Below are 16,059 nucleotides of genomic sequence, written 5' to 3' on the forward strand. Positions count from 1 at the left end.
CCATGAACGCAAACTCGGCAGCCAAACCAAGGATGATATCGATAAAGAACCTCGCGAAGAACGGTCCTGTGGGCGTTCTCAAACCTCGTTGTACAACGGTCGCCGGCCGCATTCGAGCCTTGACGGCAGCACCCCGGATCAAGCCTACTTCAACCCGCTGCCAATCCGCATGGCGGCCTAATCCCGGCAGACGCTCCACTTATCGACGCGGAGATTCTGTTCAGACAACCGGGCCCGGCTCTGATGGGCACCCGCACCTCTGGGTCCTCGAGGAGGCTTCCCTCTTCCGCACGCGCACCCACAGGCGGCATCCGCAGCCGCAGGCCAACCAGTGGCGATGCAACCATCAGTGCGGCTGCAACGAGGAGGGCTGTTTCGACATCAGCGATCTCCGCCAAATGGCCCCAACCCCAGCTGCCGAGCGCCAGCCCACCGGCCGAGGCCGCCTGATAGGCCGCCAGAGATCGTGCTGCGACCCAGCGGGGCGCGGAAAGCTGTACGCCAACATTCAACAGAGTCCAACAGAGGGTCCACCCAGCACCGGCCACGACCAGTCCCAGTCCAGCGATCACTGGATTTCGGCTTAATGCCATAACAGCAATGCCCGTGGCCATCGCGAGCGCGCAGCAGCGCATGCTTCACCGCTCAAGTGCTTGCGCACCAGGCCGATATTTGCCGCTCCGATAACAGCTCCCGCACCAAAGGCTCCTAACATCAGACCGTATGTTGGTGCGCTGCCAAGGAGGAGATCGCGCGCTACCAGCGGCAAGAGTGCGAGAATCACTCCACTGATCAAGCCCACAATGATCGTGCGGATCAACACGACCATGATCGGGGGTGAGTTCGCGATGTACCGGACGCCTAAAAGAATCGCGCGGTCGAGCCGTTCCGGCGGCAGGCGCGACCGCTCAGTCGCGCGCTTCCACAAATAGAGCGCGGCGATGAGCGGCAGATAGGAGACAGCATTGAGTGCGAACGCCGCAACGGTCCCTGCAGTGGCCACAATGATGCCACCTATTGCCGGACCTACGCTTCGTGCAATATTGTAGCTGATTCCATTGAGCGCGACGGCGGCTGGCAGAGCTTGCGCTGGCACCTGTTCGCTGACCGCCGCCTGCCACGCGGGCCCCCACATCGCGGCGCCACAACCCGCTGCAAAGCAGAGCGCCAGCAAGAGATCCGGTGTGAGGAGCCCCAACGAAGCGAGCGTCGCCAACGTGGTAGTAGCCGCCAAGGCAATACCGAGTGAAATCAATGCCACGATGCGTCGATCATGCACATCCGCAATCGCGCCCGCCGGAATTGCGATGAGCATCACGGGCAATCCGAGAGCAGTTTGGACCAGCGCCACCTTGTCCGCCGACGATGACATCTCGGTCATGGCCCATGCCACCCCGACTCCCTGCACCAGACTGCCCAGATTTGAGACCAGGCTTGCAATCCAGATGCGCCGGAACGTGCGGTGGCGCAGGGGAGCGGTGATACGATGGGCCTTGGCAGGGTCGAGGGGATCTGCACGGTCGAGCACGCCCCGCTCTGTACCTATGTTCGGCCGGTCTATCGGATCACCCGGAGCCGGGGCGGGGCGGTTCAATGAGCGAAGTGAATTATCGGGACACACGAACGGTCTGCCTTCCGGAGGCCCCTTTAAAGGCCCGACCGATTCTACATTAACGTGTATGCTACCGGTACCCGCGGCAGAATTGCACTCACGAAGACCTGCTTAGCGCCGGATTGCTGCGTGTTCGGGGACGAGCCGTAGGCTGAATGAGCTATATTCGAGGCCAATGCCATGATTGGCAGGTGTTGGACCTCATCAATCACCCGCGCGCCCCTTTCATGGCGCCAGGCTCGACCACACCAACTTGGTTGAATTCGCCGCATTCTCCACGGCTGGCGTCGAATCCCTCTTCAATCTATAAGAACCCGCAGGGTAGTACGCGCTGCCCTGGGGCTTAGAAACCCCTCGATTAGCGGTTGGTGCCGGCCGTGACGGCACCGGGATCCTCTGACCTAACGGCCGGGGGCCTGTGACGTATGTCCAGGCGCCTCGGTGCTAAAGGTCACAGGGACCGTCTAATCGCGGTTTTCTAACCCCCGGCTTGGGATCAAGGGATTATCGTCAGCGGGGGCGCACCGCAGACCAAGCGTGTGTGAGAATTGTGGCATCGAACAATGATGACGAGTGGCGCGCCGCCAAGCTCAACAACAATTTTGAGCAGATTTTCGAGGGAATGGCCCAGTCCGAGCTTGAGCTCCTGACCATCGACGCCATTCGCGAGTACCGGGCGAGCGTCGCGCTCGCCGAGACAGCCAGACTGGAGCGGCTAGCGGCAGAGGCCGACAAGAACTGTTGTCCAGAACGCCGGGCCGAGCTCCAACGCATCCACCAACACGCGGAGACGGAACATCGGGCGCGCCAACTTGTTCTGAACAACCTAATCGATCGGCTCGGCTACGTTCCCAACGTCCCGACCGGATAAGCTGCGAGCCAACGCATCGCAGGCGTCACCGGACCGAATCAGAGGCCGACGTCGCATTCACGCGTTGTCTCCCTCAGTCGCCTACCTGAGGTGAGCGAAGATTCCCAGTGGCATGCGCACGCTGGACTAAATGAGCTTTTTCTCCATAGCGATACGGACGGCCTGCTGGAGACTGCTGGCCCCGAGTTTGTCGCGTGCATTGTCCAGATAGAACTGGACGGTTCGTGACTTGATGCCAAGCAGGTCGGCAATCACGTTCATCGACTTGCCGTGCGACGACCAACTGAGCGAGGTCGCTTCCTGCGTCGACAATGTCACGTCTCCTGTTTTGAACGAAGACATAGGCACCAGGCTGAGATGAATATGAATGTGGGCAAGTGCCAACGCCGCCTGCATCGGATCCCACGGCGGGACCTCGACGCGCCGCCGATCTGACGCGAGGGTGATCATCGCTGTCCGGCCATAGCTTGTCCTGATCGGGATGGAGACGCCGCAACGGATGCCGAAGTCGGTTGCCTCAGAATAGAATTGCTTGATCTCGCGCGAGCTCCTGCGCACGTTGCGATCCTCGGCCGACCACGCGAACATTCGCATGTTGCGCTTGGCCGTCGTCACGACAGGATCGATGATCGTGTATCGCTTTGCAAAATAGAGGTTCAGCCATTCCGCAGGATAATCGCTGAAAGCAACCGCATCGTCGGCGTGAACATGGATATAGGCATAGCGGTCGAAGCCAGATGCGACGGTAAAGTTCTTGATCGCATTGCGTATGGAGCGCTCGTCGTGCGCCACGTCGACGGCGTCAATCAACCCCTGTAGTTGCTCACCCAACGCAAACTCCTCGTCTTCTTCTTTTTCTAAGCATCAGCGCGACGTGATCTTACCCGATGAGCATCGCGATTCTATCATTCTTCACGACCGTTTCGATTGAATCAATGAAATTCAACCTCCCTGGATCTCCAATCAGATCGTGGTTGTGCGCCTGCCTCTACGTTCCGATCCGGCGGCAGCCCGGTTCCCCGCGAGCGAGGAAAGTGCAGTGGCGGGCTCTGCAGTCTGCGAACCAGATTGTCCTGTGTTCCGGAAGAACGTACGAGTCCCACGACGTCACCCGATCGTCATCAGACTAGCATTGCCGCCCGCCGCTGCGGTGTTGACTGACGTCGAGACCTCTTCCAGTAGCCAATTCAGGCAATAGGCCTCATAGTCATTTGCCAACTCGTCAGTCGTTGCCGACTGTACGGGGAAAAGCGGCCCCGTGAGGCCGGCGATTTTCTTGTTGATTTCGTGCACGGTTTCCGAATTGCCTTCAACCAACGCTCCGGCGAAGGGACCTGCGGCCTCCCAATCAGAGCTCCAAGACATCCGCGCCACGACCGATCCAGGCAGTGTTGCAAGCGCGCCTTCGAGCCCCGATGCCCGATCGATCACAACTTCATTCCCGGTTGCGAGTGCGGCCGACAGCTGCCGGAAGAGGCCCTTGGCGGTCTTCGGCGCCAGCAGGATACGGCCGCGCGGATAAATCGTGTAGAGATTTCGCTCGCCAACCGGTCCAACCAGCTCCTTCTCGAGACCCAAAGCAGAGACGACGGCCAGTTCGCGTGCGGCTTCGGCTTCGGCATTGTGCCCCTTCCTCCCAAGCCAGCTAGCGAATTCCCGCAACGCAGGATCGGTATGAATCGAGCTGTGCTGCGGCGGTACGGGCGCACGCTGTACCAACCGGCCGATATAGAGCGGTCCGCCCGCCTTCGGACCTGTACCCGAAAGACCGCGGCCGCCGAAAGGTTGCACGCCCACGACTGCACCGATGATGTTGCGGTTGATGTAGAGATTGCCGGCCCTGATGCGGCTTGTCACTTGCGCGATCGTTTCGTCGAGACGCGTATGCAGGCCGAAGGTCAAGCCATAGCCCGAACTGTTGATGTCGTCGATCAGGCGATCGAGATCCTCGCGCCGGTAGCGGATGACATGCAGCACGGGGCCGAAGACTTCACGTTGCAGGTCCGACATCTGCTTCAGCTCGATGATTGTCGGTGGAACGAAGGTGCCGCGCGCGGCCGCTTGCGGCAACTTCAACTGCTCGACCTTGCATCCTAGTGCGCGCATGCGCTCAATATGGTTCTCGATTGTCTCTTTGGCCTCAGCCGTGATCACCGGCCCGATATCGACGCTGAGGCGATCGGTGCGGCCGATCGACAGTTCCTGGAGGGCGCCCTTGAGCATGGTGAGCGTACGGTCGGCTATGCCCTCTTGGAGACAAAGCACGCGCAGGGCCGAACAGCGCTGGCCGGCGCTGTCGAAGGCGGAGGCGATGACGTCGCTCACGACCTGCTCGGCCAGAGCGGAGGAATCGACAATCATCGCGTTCTGCCCACCTGTCTCGGCGATCAGCGGGATTGGCTTGCCTGACGACGAAAGCCGCTCGCTTAGCCGGGCCTGGATCAGGCGCGCCACTTCAGTTGACCCAGTAAACATCACGCCTGCCGTGTCGGGTGCCGCAACCAGCGCGGCACCAAGGTCCCCGCCGCCAGAGGCATATTGTAGTGCACCGCGCGGAATTCCGGCTTCGTAAAGGATCTTAACGCCTTCATGTGCGATGATCGGGGTCTCTTCCGCAGGCTTGGCAACCACCGCATTACCAGCGACCAGCGCTGCCGCCACCTGGCCGATAAAGATCGCCAGCGGGAAATTCCACGGGCTGATACAGACGACAGTGCCGAGCGGAACATGCGACGGGCCGAGTGTCCGCCGCGCCTGAGCGGCGTAGTAGCGCAGAAAATCAATCGCTTCACGGACTTCGCCGATGGCGTTCGCCGCGGACTTGCCGGCCTCGCGCATGACTATCGCCATGAGGGTTTCAATGCGACCCTGCATTAGATCGGCGGCCCGTTCGAGGCTGGCGGCGCGCTGCGCCGGCGGCACGGCGGCCCAAGCCGTGGCGGCGTTGGCAGCCATACGGACGACGCGAGATGCGTCGCCGACATCAAGTTCGATGACCGAACCCACAACGTCGCTGTGATCCGCCGGATTGATGATCGGCTGCGTCGCTCCAGCGCCGAATCCTTCGGCAAGCTCGGGCACGGCGCGCCATTGTACCGCAACGGCATCTGCAAGCTTTCTCGAGAGGTCCGCAAGCACCGTTTCGCTGGAAAGATCGATGCCGCTCGAATTGTTGCGATCCTTGCCGTAGAGCGCGCGCGGCAGGGAAATCTGGTCATGCGGCATGCCCATGACCGGCATTGCTTCCACGATATCAACCGGATCGGCCACGAGGTCGTCGACCGAAACGGCAGAATCGGAGATGCGGTTCACAAAGGACGAATTGGCTCCGTTTTCCAGCAGGCGGCGCACGAGATAGGCGAGCAGTGTTTCATGCGTGCCGACCGGCGCGTAGATGCGGCAGGGCCGATCGAGCTTGCTCTTGCCTACTACCTCCTCATAAAGCGGCTCTCCCATGCCATGCAGGCACTGGAACTCGTATTTTCCGACATGGAAGTCCGGACCGGCCAGTTGATAGATCGTCGCCAACGATTGAGCGTTATGAGTAGCGAACTGCGGGAAGACGGCATCCCCAGCCTCGAGCAGCTTCCGGGCGCAGGCGATGTAGGCGACGTCGGTATGCACCTTGCGGGTATAGACCGGAAAGCCGTCCAGACCATCGAGCTGGGCGCGCTTGATCTCGGCGTCCCAGTAGGCCCCTTTGACCAGCCGCACCATCATGCGGCGGCCGGCCCGGCGAGCAAGATCGATGACGTAGTCGAGTACGAAGGGGCAACGCTTGCCATAGGCCTGGACCACGAACCCGAGGCCGTTCCAACCGCTGAGGTCCTTGTCGAGACTGAGGTCCTCCAGCAGGTCGAGCGACAGTTCGAGACGATCCGCTTCCTCCGCATCGATGTTCAGTCCGATATCGTATTGCTGCGCCAAGAGCGCCAACTGCTTCACGCGCGGCAGGAGCTCGCGCATGACGCGGCCGGACTGCGCGCGACAATAGCGCGGATGCAGCGCCGAAAGCTTAACGGAGATCCCAGGACCTTCGTAAATGCCCCTACCGACGGATGCCCTGCCAATGGCATGGATCGCCGCTTCGTAGTCGCGGTAGTACCGCTCTGCGTCGGCCGCAGTTGTTGCTGCCTCGCCGAGCATGTCATAGGAATATCGGAAGCCGCGGTCTTCGAGCGGACGAGACCGCTTCAAGGCTTCCTCGATCGTCTCGCCAGTGACGAACTGCTCGCCCATCATGCGCATTGCCATGTCGACGCCGCGACGGATCACGGGTTCACCGGCGCGCGCGATCAGGCGTGTCAGCGCAGCTGCCAGGTTGCGGTCGTTAACTGTAGAGGTGAGCTTGCCGGTCACGACGAGGCCCCAGGTCGCCGCATTGACGAAGAGGGACTTACTGCCGCCCAGGTGCGAGCGCCAGTCGCCTTCGGCAATCTTGTCGCGAATCAGCGCATCCCGAGTCTCGACGTCAGGGATGCGCAGCAATGCCTCAGCAAGGCACATCAGCGCCACGCCTTCCTGGCTGGAAAGCGAGTATTCGTGCACCAACCCCTCAACACCGCTGCCCTTGTGCTTGGCGCGGAGCGCTTCGATCAGCCTGCGCGCGGCTTTTTCGACTTCGGCCTTCAGGTTCGGCGCCAGCTTGGCAGATTCAACCAGCGGCGGCAGACACTCCGGTTCAGGCCTGCGGTAGGCCGCCGTTATGGCTTTGCGAAGAAGCGACTGAGGACGGACAGGTGGAGCGAACTCGGCGAATATTTGCTCGGGTTCTGCTGCGCTGGTCTGTTTCGAGGTTGGCACGAATCGATCCTTTGAACATCAGATGCCGATTGCCTTGTAGGCTTCAGCAATGCGGCCCAGTGCAATGTGGTAGGCTGCGGTGCGCAGATCTTTGATCTCCGGATGAGTTCTCAGCGTGCGCGACATGTTCTCGTAGGCACTGCGCATGACGTCATCGAGACCCGAACGAACCAGATCGATCTCGCTACCGCCTTCCAAAAATTCGTCTCGAAGATGTTCGGGGAAGCCTTGGCCCGTCATCGTTTCAAGCGCCTGGGTGATGTGGAGATTTCTCCGTTCACGGCGGCGGCGCTCCATGAGTCCGAACGGGATGTGTGTCAGATTCTTCACCCATTCGAAGTACGAGACGATGACACCTCCGGCGTTCACGAAGAGATCGGGAAGGATGGTGATTCCCTTGGCGAGAAGGATCTCCTCCGCCGCAAACGCAATCGGTCCGTTGGCGCCCTCGGCGATCAGCTTGGCGCGAATCCGGCTGGCATTCTCTGGCGTGATGGCATTCTCCATCGCCGCCGGGATCAAGATATCGCACGCTACTTCAAGTCCCGGCCCGCTCTGCCGATGGCTCTCGGCGCCTTCGAATCCCAGAATAGAGCCGGTCGCGAGCTGATGACGCTTTACCGCCGCAACATCCAGACCATTGTCGTTCCATAGGTGGCCGTCGTGCTCGGTAATACAGACGACCTTGGCTCCATCTTCTTCGCTGAGGAACTTGGCTGCGTGGTAGCCCACGTTCCCAAAGCCCTGGACCGCGACAGTCATCCTTGACAGATCACGACCGCCCTCGATCCCATTCTGATAGGGATCGCGCAGGAAACAATGGATGGCATCCTGGACGCCGCGCCCCGTGGCTTCAGTTCGGCCCTCAATCCCACCACGGGACAACGGCTTGCCTGTGACGCAAGCGTTCGCATTGACGATGTCGGATGGGCCGGTGCGCTTGTATTCGTCGGCCATCCACGCCATCTCTCGCTCCGCCGTGCCCATGTCCGGAGCGGGAACGTTGCGGCCGGGCGAAATAAGATCGCGCTTTGCCAACTCCTGTGTGAACCTGCGGGTGATCCTTTCAAGCTCGTGGATCTCCCACTCTTTCGGGTTGATCCTAAGAGCGCCCTTTGACCCACCGAACGGAATGTCGACGAGCGCACATTTCAGGCTCATGAGAGCAGCCAGTGCTTCGACCTCCTGTTCGTTGGAGTTAATGTCGTAGCGAATACCGCCCTTCGCGGGTTCGACATGCTCACTGTGAACGGAGCGCCATCCCGTGAAGCTACACATTTTGCCCCGTAGCCTTACGCCAAACCGCACGGTGTAAGTGGAGTTACAGGCTCTAATGCGCTCGGCCAGTCCTTCGGGCAACGAAAGCTGAGCAAGCGCTCGATCCATGTATGCTTCGACACTGTCCAAGAAGGAAGCATTGCCTGCGATCGGCGATTGAACTCGTACCGCGGTATTCATTGTTCGTCTCCCTTGCCGGCGGAGCACTCTCGCAGCCTCTGGCAGACTTCGAACCGAACACCTGCTGCTCGGAAAGAAAGCGGCTGTCGTCGGAATCTTCCGACGACAGCCAGGTTGCCGGGGAGGACATCTGCATTACCAATGCAGTCAACGTGACGAACGGCAGTTCCTCGCATCGCGCTCCACTCTGCCCAGCGGGCGGTCACTCCTCCTATCTCAAGCTGCACTCTGTTAGATTGGCCTCGCTGAGTTAACTGCCAGAAGGCTGGTAAATCGGGCGCGAGGACGTCCCCTCGCAGTGCGACTATCACGCGTAATGCGGAATCCGGCTCTTCAAGGAAGCGCATTGAAGCAATAGACCTCGCTACCGTCTCCAGCGTCGATCGCTCCCGGTCTTTCTACTCGGCATCTATCGAGCGAACGCGGGCATCGACTGGCAAAGTTGCACCCCGTCGCATTAGGTTTGGCTTCATCGTTCGCGACCGCCTCACCTCTACGCGCGTTCATCAACATCGCAGTGTAGGGGTGGCGCGGACGGGTCATCACCTGTTCCGACGAGCCGAGCTCGATGATCCGGCCGAAATACATTACCGCCACACGATCGGCGAGAAACTGAGCGACGCCGAGATCGTGGGTGATAAAAACGATCGCGATCTTCTCGGACCTGTTCAGCGACTTGATCAAGTTTAGGATCTGGGCGCGGACGGAGACGTCGAGCTTCGATACGGCCTCGTCAGCGACGATGAGGCGCGGCGACAGTGCGAGAGCCCGCCCCATTGCGGCGCGCTGCAACTGGCCGCCAGACATTTCGTGCGGATAGCGGTCCGCAAACCCGGCATTGAGGCCGACCCTAGTCAGTAATGCGCAAACCCTGTCGCTGATCGCCGGCTCGGGCAGATGAAGATGCATCCTGAGCGGCAGCGCGATTGAGGACCCGATCGTAAAGCGCGGATTGAAGGACGATAGGGGATCCTGAAAGACCATTTGCAGGTCGTGCACGGGACCATCCCGCCGCGAGCCCTCCGCTCGTTCGATCTCGATATCGCCGGAATTCAAGGCATAGAGGCCGAGCATTGCCTTGCCGAGCGTCGTCTTCCCCGAACCCGATTCGCCAACAAGGGCTACGATTTCTCCTGGCTGAATGTCGAGCGTGATCTCGTCGAGCACACGCAGATCGCGTTTCGCGCCCCACGTCTTGCCGACCCTAAACTGAAGAACAGCCTTGCGGATGCGCACGAGCGGCGGTGTTGTCCCCGCCGACAAAGTCAGGGTGTCAGACAGCATGATTGAAACACCTCACGCTATGATTCTGGCAAAGATCGACGTCGTGCGGCTCGGCGGTCGTGCATCGGTCGATTGCCGCGTTGCAGCGAGACGCGAAGGCGCAACGTCCGGCCCAGCTCGAAGCACCGGGCTCCCCCTTGATCTCGTAGAGCGTCTCGTCACGGTTGGCGAGGGAACGCGCCGTCGCGAGTAGGCCGGCGGTATAGGGATGAGCCGGCTGCTTAAGGATGCGCTCGGTTGGTCCAATCTCGACGATCCTGCCGCTGTACATCACCGCAATTCGATCGCACAGGTGGCGTGCCACGGTGAGATCGTGGGTGACGAAAAGCACGCCAGTCCCGTGCCGGCGCTGCTGGTCGCGAATGAGATTCAGGATTTGGCGTTCAACCAGATTGTCGAGATTCGTCGTCGGTTCGTCGGCGATGACAAGTTTCGGCTTCAGACCGAAGACCATCGCGATAAGCACGCGTTGCAACATCCCGCCCGATAATTGGTGGGGGTAGGAGCTCAAGGCCTGCTCCGGCTCGCGAATGCCGACGCTCTTCAGCAGGCGGATCGGTTCTGCCCCTGCCTCTGCACTGGGCGAAACCGCTAGCCGACCGAGTGCCTTCTCGATATGCCAGCCAATCGTCTTCGCCGGATTGAACGAACCGACCGGGTCCTGGAAGATCATTGCGAGATCGATGCCGCGCAGCCGGCGCAATTCCGCGGCGCTCTTGCCGGCGATCGGCTCGCCGCGATAGCTCAGCTCGGCCGCATTCACATGTGCATTGCCGGGCAGAAGCTGAAGGATGCTCAGGCCGGTCACAGTCTTTCCAGAGCCGGATTCTCCGATGAGTCCAAGCACCTCGCCCTCGGCGAGATCGAACGACACGCCCTTGACGACTTCATTCGCTCCGGCGCCGGATCCGAAGGCCGTCCGCAGATCGCGCACGCGCAGTAGCGGGGCCGCACTCACGACAAACGCTCCTTCAGTTTCGGGTCGGTGAGATCCCTGAGACCGTCGCCTAGCAGATTCAGGCCGAGCAGCGCGATGGATATCGCAAACCCCGTCATGGTGAGGACCCATGGAGCCGTGTTGAAGAACTCGCGGCCGTCGGACATTACCAAGCCAAGCGAAGGCGCCGGCGGCTGAACCCCGAGGCCAAGAAAGCTGACTCCGGCTTCGATCACGATGCCGAAAGCGACGCCAATCGTGGCCTGTACCATCAGCGGTGACAGGGTGTTGGGCAAGAGTTCGCGCAGCAAGATCGACCGGGTCGGTTGGCCGAAGAGCTTTGCTGCTTGCACCCAGGGTTCCTCGACGATGAGCTGCCCGAGGTTGCGCGCCAACCTGACGAAGATCGGCAGATAGACCAGCGCAATGGCCAGCGCGACGTTGAAGACGCCATAGCCGAGGACCACCATCAGGAAGATGGCGAGGACAAAGCTCGGAAAGGATAGCAGCAGATCCGACAGATTCATCAGTACAGTGCTGATGAGACTGGGACGATAGGCGATAAAGAGGCCGATCATCGTGCCGGCTATAGCCGCGATACAGACTCCGCTTATCGAGATAAACAGGGAAAGTCGCGCCCCGTAGAGAACGCGCGTAAGGACGTCGCGCCCCATCGTATCGGTCCCGAACGGGTGTGCGAGGCTCGGGGGCGAGAGCATCGCTGTGACATCCATCGCATCCACGTCATAAGGCGAGATCATGGGCCCGAAGACGACCGCGAAAGCGACAAGGGCAGTTATCAGCGCGCCGATCAAAGCGGTTTTATTCGAGGCGACCTGTTTCAGGATGAGCATCAGCGCATCCTCGGATTGAGAGCGGTGCAGATCGTGTCGATGATCACATTCGCTAGCAGCACGATTAGCAGGAAGGTCAACGCGCAGGCCTGCACGATCGGGTAGTCGCGTCCGAATGCCGCGTCGATCATGAGCGAACCGAGGCCGTTAACTCCAAAGATGCGCTCGATCACGACGGTGCCACCCAGCAGATAGCGCACCTGCAGGCCGATCACCGTGAAATAGGGAATCAGCGCATTGCGCATAATGTGGTGGAGGAAGACGAAGCTGCGGCCGTGCCCGAGCGACAGCGCGACACGCACATGATCGCGATGGGCGTTGTCGATCAAGGCTGAACGGAGGATGCGCGTGAATGAGGCTGCCATCGGCGCCGCAATGGCCAAAGCGGGAAGCAATCCACTGTGTAGTGCGCCGGGCACCGACTCCAGAGGCGACACGAAACCATAGGCGGGAAACCACCCCAGCCCCAAAGCGAAGGCATAGACGAGCACATAGCCGATCCAGAAATCCGGCATCGAGATGCCGACCGCCGCGACAGAGGTCGCCACGGTATCAACCGCGCCGCCGCGATTGAGGGCGGCTGCTGTGCCGGCCGCGATCGAGATCAACACCGCTAACACGATCGCATAGATGCCGATGAACAGGGTGTTCGGTAGTCGGTCGGCGATCAGCCCAAACACGCTGGTGCCTGAGGCGATCGAGATCGACTGTCCCAGATCGCCGTGCAGCGCATTGACAAGCCACAGCACGAATTGCAGGGGTAACGGCTGATCGAGATGCCACCGTGCACGGAAAGCAGCGATGGTTTCGGTCGATGCATTTTCGCCCAGGGCGGTCAACGCAGGATCGCCAGGAGCAGCGTGCATGGCGAAAAACACCGCCGCCGCTCCCATCAAGGCGAGAAGCGCGACCCCCGCGCTTCTGCCGAGAATGTGCCGAAATGCGGTCGAGGACATGGCAGCTCAGCTAAAATCGAGTTTGGAAAACTGGTCGCCGTAATTCGAGAACGGTAGTTGTTCGAAGCCCTTAAGGTTCGGCACCGACAGGTTGTGCACGTTCGAGCAGAAGCATGGCAACAGCGGCATGTCTTCCAACATCACGAGTTCTGCCTGACGATAGATATCCTGTCGGCTCGAAAGATTCGGCTCGGTTTGGCCCTTCAGCAGGAGCGCGTCGAACACGGGATTGTCGTAGCCCTGGAAGTTGCGTGAACCGCCCTTGCCAAGCAAATCGCCGAGATACTCGTCGGCGTCGATCAGGCCGAGCCAGCCCCACACAGAAGCTTGGAAATCGCCAGCACGCAGCCTGCCGAAGACTGCGTTGCTTTCGCCGGCTTCGATCTGCATCTTTGTGCCAAGAACCTGATTGACTTGCAACACAAAGAATTCGCCAATCTTACGCCACCAAGCTGGGCCCCAAATCAAGAGTTTAACCTCGGTATCGGCTGGATATTTCGACTTCGCTAGCTCGGCCTTGGCCGCAGTGGGATTAAAGCTTAGCAGCGGCGGCATTGGCTGATCTGCCTTCGCAATTGCAGGTGGCAAAAGCCCAGGGGGCACGCTTCCTTCACCGAAAACGACCGACCGCACCATTGCTTGACGATCGAATGCCATGGACAAGGCGCGACGAAAATGCGGGTCGTCAAAAGGCGCCTTGCGGTTGTTAAGCGCGATATACCGTGTGTTTAGCCCGGCCTGCTTGTAGACCTTGATTTTCGGATTGTTCGCCAGACCCGGGATAGATGCGAATGGGGCGGTCGAAGTGAGATCGATCTGACCACCCTGCAATGCCGTGAGTCCGCTCGATTCCTCGGGGATCAGCGGCATCGTCACGGTCGGGATCTTGGGTGCTCCCCCGAAATAGTCTGCGAAAGCCTCGAGCCTGACGCTGCTGCCGACTTTCCATTCCTGCAGTTTGTAGGCGCCGGTGCCTACGGGGTTGAGCGCAAATTTTTCTCCGAGGGCCTCCACTGTCTTGCGTGGCACGATCTGTGTTCCGGTACGGGTGTTGGCCAGATAAGTGAGCAACGGCGCGAAAGGCGCATGGGTGACGATCCTGACCGTGAAAGCGTCTGGCGTCTCGATTGTTTTGATCGAGGACAACTTGGCGCGATTTGGCGAGGCTGTCTTTTCGTCCATAACCCGTTCGAGAGAGAACCTGACATCGTCGGACGTCATCTCGGTACCATCGTGGAATTTTACCCCTTTCCGAAGTTTAAACTCCAAGACCGTGGGCTCAACGAAGGAATAGCTTTCAGCCAGGTCTGGTACAATTTCCATCTTTGCATTGAATTTGACCAATGCATTGAAAACTGCCCATACCACGTAGCTCTCGGGTATCAGGCTTACCTTGGCAGGATCGAAAGTATTAATCACGGCGAAGCCGGTAATGCCGGCCCGCAAAATCGCAGTCGACTGTGCCTGCGCATGAAAGCCCATTGGCAAGGAGGCGGCCCCAGCAGCGAGCGCCAGGGCCTGGCGTCGGGAAATACCTTTCGATTGCATGTTGCTCTCCTTGTTTACAAAATTGAATTTCCGTCAATCCCTTCGGCCGAAAAGCTGCGTGTACTCGACTCGGAACGCTCGGATCTCTCGCTGCTTCTCTTCTGCCGACAAGCCACGCTCGGTCGCGAGTACGGATGCAGCCCGGTCGAGCTCTTCATCGCTGAACTGGTACCGCCAGCCAAGCCCAGTGCGGCGGAACAGAAGATCCATGAGGCTCACGGCATGCTCCTTCTGTATCGCATGCTGGAGATCAGAAAGGCGTGTCGGCTCGCCGGCAATCAGCGTTGGCGAGTTGTCGTTCACCGGCGGCAGCTTTGGCGCATAGTTCGGTGTTTGAGGTGCGCGCTGCGCCTCGACACGCCTTCCGACCTCCGCAGCCAGGAGGCGACCGGCCGAACGATGGCTCATCACGGGCCCGGCAGTCATCGCGAGCACGTTCGGCATGCCATCGACGACCAGATCGTGAAGCTGACGCGAACGATTGCCAAAGGGTACGGCCTCGTCATATGTCAGCGGCCTGACCCCCGCCCAAGTTAGACGGACATCTGTTGCCACGAGGTTTATGCCCGGCATTAGGCGATTGGCTTCCCGAAGAAGCCAAGCCTGCTCCTCGTCGGTGACGTGGATGTCATCCTTGTCGCTCTCATAGAGGGTCTCGGTCGGCCCAAAGAAGTGCAGACTGTGCCACGGAATGCAGTAGAACGGCTCGCTTTTACTATTCAGTGTCGCGACGCCGTAGCCAGCATAGGCGTCTGGAAGCTTAACGACTATATGCGCCCCTTTGGTTCCGAGCACGCGACGTCCAGCCTTTGGCTCAGCGCAGGCGTTAACATCGTCGATCCAGATGCCCGCGAGGTTGATCACAATCGAGGCACGGACTTCCGCGGTGGTTCCATCCAGTCGATCCGCAATCTGGATCGGCCACGTGCCATCGTCGCGGCGCCGTCCGAGCGTCGCCATGGTATAGTTGCGAACGACCGCGCCCATCCGTTCCGCATCGAGGATGCAATCGATACACACACGCTCGGGCCAGTCGAACTCGTACTCGCGATACACCGCAACCGAATGGATTTGATCGAGATCTCGCAGCTCCTTTGCGAGCGGCATGGCGCGCACCTTGGCAGCGGAGATGCGGTGATAATCAAGGGGTGGATTGCGAGGGCCGATCAGCTTCAGGATCAGGAAGGCGAGGTCCACCTGCCATCCCCGATAGGGGCCACCTCGATAAATGGGGAAGGCGAACTGCATCGGGCGAGTACGCAAGGACGACGTCTTGACGAACTCCGTTCGTGCCTCCATGGCTTGTTTCGCCATTTTCAGAGCTGTCAGAAAGCGCGTCGGGTGCAGGACGAAATCCCAAATGGAGCGACCTGGCGCCAGATAGCGTAGACCGCAGTGCAAAAGGCGGCTCGATCGGCTCGAGGAGCCTGAACCGAAATCACCTTTCTCGACAAGAAGAACGCTGTGCCCCTGCGCGACGATATGCTGAACGGCGGCGGCACCGTTGATTCCTCCGCCGATGATGACGACGTCGAAGGAACAGCCGTTCAGAGAGTCAAGCGCTGGCCGCACGGCGCACTCCTTCAGATGTTCTTCTAGCGCCGGCATCAACGCGCGGGCAGAAATCGGGCGCACGACGCTCATTTTTGGAGCGGCAGGCCGGCGGGGCCAAGCGTCGAGAGAAGCTGAAAGCAAGATCGAGCTGGCATCCCCAATAGCGATCCTCATGTTGTGTG

General features: G+C 60.1%; 10 protein-coding genes and 2 pseudogenes. 2 read left to right on the forward strand and 10 right to left on the reverse strand.

Annotated elements, in window-relative coordinates; genetic code table 11:
* Positions 1-181: pseudogene (locus IVA82_RS47745) on the forward strand (hypothetical protein); the annotation flags it as partial.
* Between the two features lie 49 nt (positions 182-230).
* Here IVA82_RS47745 and IVA82_RS47750 read toward each other — a convergent pair.
* Positions 231-1,528 (reverse strand): annotated as a pseudogene (locus IVA82_RS47750) (MFS transporter); the annotation flags it as partial.
* A gap of 634 nt (positions 1,529-2,162) precedes the next feature.
* Between IVA82_RS47750 and IVA82_RS47755 the strand changes: the two are divergent.
* Positions 2,163-2,483, forward strand: a complete 321-nt coding sequence (locus tag IVA82_RS47755) for a transcriptional repressor TraM (RefSeq protein WP_247494016.1) — start codon at positions 2,163-2,165, stop codon at positions 2,481-2,483.
* Between the two features lie 126 nt (positions 2,484-2,609).
* On the opposite strand, the gene IVA82_RS47760 is transcribed toward IVA82_RS47755, so the two are convergent.
* From IVA82_RS47760 to IVA82_RS47800, 9 genes are all read right to left on the reverse strand, one after another.
* Positions 2,610-3,275 (reverse strand): autoinducer binding domain-containing protein, encoded by a 666-nt coding sequence (locus tag IVA82_RS47760; RefSeq protein WP_247494017.1) that lies wholly within the window; start codon positions 3,273-3,275, stop codon positions 2,610-2,612.
* A 315-nt stretch (positions 3,276-3,590) separates the two neighbouring features.
* Positions 3,591-7,286, reverse strand: a complete 3,696-nt coding sequence (gene putA, locus IVA82_RS47765; protein WP_247494018.1) for a trifunctional transcriptional regulator/proline dehydrogenase/L-glutamate gamma-semialdehyde dehydrogenase — start codon at positions 7,284-7,286, stop codon at positions 3,591-3,593.
* A gap of 18 nt (positions 7,287-7,304) precedes the next feature.
* Positions 7,305-8,744, reverse strand: coding sequence for a Glu/Leu/Phe/Val dehydrogenase (locus tag IVA82_RS47770; RefSeq protein WP_247494019.1), 1,440 nt, complete (start codon positions 8,742-8,744; stop codon positions 7,305-7,307).
* 333 nt (positions 8,745-9,077) lie between these two features.
* On the reverse strand, positions 9,078-10,028 hold the full coding sequence (locus IVA82_RS47775; RefSeq protein ID WP_247494020.1) for an oligopeptide/dipeptide ABC transporter ATP-binding protein: 951 nt from the start codon (positions 10,026-10,028) through the stop codon (positions 9,078-9,080).
* Positions 10,018-10,986, reverse strand: a complete 969-nt coding sequence (locus IVA82_RS47780; RefSeq protein ID WP_247494021.1) for an ABC transporter ATP-binding protein — start codon at positions 10,984-10,986, stop codon at positions 10,018-10,020. The genes IVA82_RS47775 and IVA82_RS47780 overlap by 11 nt, the downstream gene beginning before the upstream one ends.
* Positions 10,983-11,819 carry an ABC transporter permease gene (locus IVA82_RS47785; RefSeq protein WP_256469858.1) on the reverse strand — a complete coding sequence of 279 codons (837 nt, stop codon included), beginning with the start codon at positions 11,817-11,819 and terminating at the stop codon, positions 10,983-10,985. Before IVA82_RS47785 ends, IVA82_RS47780 begins: the two co-directional genes overlap by 4 nt.
* On the reverse strand, positions 11,819-12,775 hold the full coding sequence (locus IVA82_RS47790) for an ABC transporter permease (protein WP_256469859.1): 957 nt from the start codon (positions 12,773-12,775) through the stop codon (positions 11,819-11,821). The genes IVA82_RS47785 and IVA82_RS47790 overlap by 1 nt, the downstream gene beginning before the upstream one ends.
* A 6-nt stretch (positions 12,776-12,781) precedes the next feature.
* The gene (locus IVA82_RS47795; RefSeq protein WP_247494026.1) at positions 12,782-14,323 is read right to left on the reverse strand and encodes an ABC transporter substrate-binding protein; all 1,542 of its coding nucleotides are present in this window, start codon (positions 14,321-14,323) and stop codon (positions 12,782-12,784) included.
* Positions 14,324-14,356: 33 nt separating this feature from the next.
* Positions 14,357-15,967, reverse strand: coding sequence for an FAD-dependent oxidoreductase (locus IVA82_RS47800; RefSeq protein ID WP_247494027.1), 1,611 nt, complete (start codon positions 15,965-15,967; stop codon positions 14,357-14,359).
* Between the last annotated feature and the right edge of the window lie 92 nt (positions 15,968-16,059).

The organism is Bradyrhizobium sp. 142 (genome assembly GCF_023074015.1).
Taxonomy (GTDB): Bacteria; Pseudomonadota; Alphaproteobacteria; order Rhizobiales; family Xanthobacteraceae; genus Bradyrhizobium.